The 1,668-nt window shown below is 72.2% G+C and carries 2 protein-coding genes; both read left to right on the top strand.

The window, feature by feature from the left end; genetic code table 11:
- Positions 1–614: winged helix-turn-helix domain-containing protein (locus tag RF637_RS13725; RefSeq protein WP_368845120.1), on the top strand; the 614-nt coding region annotated here is incomplete at its 5' end.
- Positions 611–1,668, top strand: a 1,058-nt coding sequence (locus tag RF637_RS13720) for a sensor histidine kinase (RefSeq protein WP_368845119.1), incomplete at its 3' end; no start/stop codon positions are given. The genes RF637_RS13725 and RF637_RS13720, both read left to right, overlap by 4 nt.

Raw genomic sequence — 1,668 nt, 5'->3', positions numbered from 1 at the left:
CCCGCGCCGGCTACGCCGTCGCCCAGGCGCACACCGGCCCCGCCGCCCTCGAGACCGCCCGCACGGAGCACCCGGACGTCGTGGTCCTGGATCTGGGGCTGCCGGGGCTGGACGGGGTCGAGGTGTGCCGGCGGCTGCGGGCCTTCTCGGAGTGCTACGTGCTGATGCTCACCGCCCGCGGGGACGAGGAGGACAAGCTGGCCGGGCTGGCCGCCGGGGCCGATGACTACATCACCAAGCCCTTCAGCGTGCGCGAGCTCGTCGCCCGGGTGGCCGCGGTGCTGCGCCGGCCCCGCCCCACCGTGGCCCCGGCCGAACCGGCGCGGGTGTTCGGGGACCTCGTCATCGACCTGACCGCCCACGAGGTGCGGGTGGGCGGCGATCCGGTGGCGCTCACCCGCACCGAGTTCGACCTGCTGGCGGCCCTGTCGGCCCGCCCACACCAGGCGTTCTCCCGTCGTCAGCTCATCGACATCGTGTGGGACCCGGCTTGGGTGGGCGACGAGCGGATCGTGGACGTGCACATCGGCCACCTGCGCCGTAAGCTGGGCGAGGAACCGACCGCCCATATCGACACGGTGCGCGGGGTCGGCTACCGGATGGGGGCCCGATGACCCGACGCCCCCGGGGGCTGGTCTCCCGGTTCCTGCTCGCCCAGCTGCTGGTGGTGGCCGCCAGCCTGCTCGCCGCGGTCGTGGTGGCCTCCCTGGCCGGCCCGGCGATCTTCCACGAGCACCTGATCATGGCCGGGCACCCGGAGAACTCCCCGGAATTGCTGCACGTGGAGCAGGCCTACCGCGACACCAACCTCATCACCCTGGGCGTGGCCCTGGGCACCGCCCTGGTCTGCGCCCTGGTGGTCAGCGCCTGGTGCTCCCGTCGTATCCGGGGGCCGTTGGAACGATTGACCGAGGCGGCCCAGGGCATGGCCCACGGCCGCTACGACACCCGGGTCCCGGCGATGGGCGCCGGGGCGGAGGTCGAGGCCCTTGCCTCCTCGTTCAACACCATGGCCGCCCGTCTGCGGAGCACCGAGGACACCCGCCGGCGAATGCTCTCAGACCTGGCCCATGAGATGCGCACCCCCATCGCGGTGCTCACCGTCTACTGCGAGGCCCTCCAGGACGGGGTCACCCACTGGGATGAGACCACCAGTGAGCTCATGAGCGAGCAACTGGCCCGACTGACCCGGCTGGTGGACGACATCAACGACGTCTCCCGCGCCGAGGAAGGCCGGATCGACCTGGACCGCACCGAGCAGCCCGTCGGTGAGCTCCTCCGGAGTGCCGTGGAGGCCCACCGGGAGGGCTACGCCGCCAAGGGCGTAGCCCTGGAGCTCGACATCGACGAGTCGGCCGGGACCGTGGACGTGGACCGGCAACGGATGGGCCAGGTACTGGGCAACCTGCTCACCAACGCCCTGCGCCACACCCCGCTGGGCGGAAAGGTGATCCTGAGGGCGGCCCGGCAGGGTCCCGGGCAGATCGCCATCCACGTGGCCGACACCGGTGATGGCATCAGCGCCGAACACCTGTCCCACGTCTTCGAACGCTTCTACCGCGGGGACACCGCCCGCGACCGCGACCACGGCGGCTCCGGGATCGGCCTGACCATCTCCAAAGCACTGGTCGAAGCCCACGGCGGGTCCCTCACCGCCACCTCCCCCGG

The sequence above is a fragment of the Kocuria sp. CPCC 204721 genome (assembly GCF_040980945.1).
In the GTDB taxonomy this organism is placed as follows: Bacteria; Actinomycetota; Actinomycetes; order Actinomycetales; family Micrococcaceae; genus Kocuria; species Kocuria marina.
The sequence above is the reverse complement of the archived record's forward strand: the minus strand, read 5'-3'. Positions and strand labels throughout refer to the sequence as shown.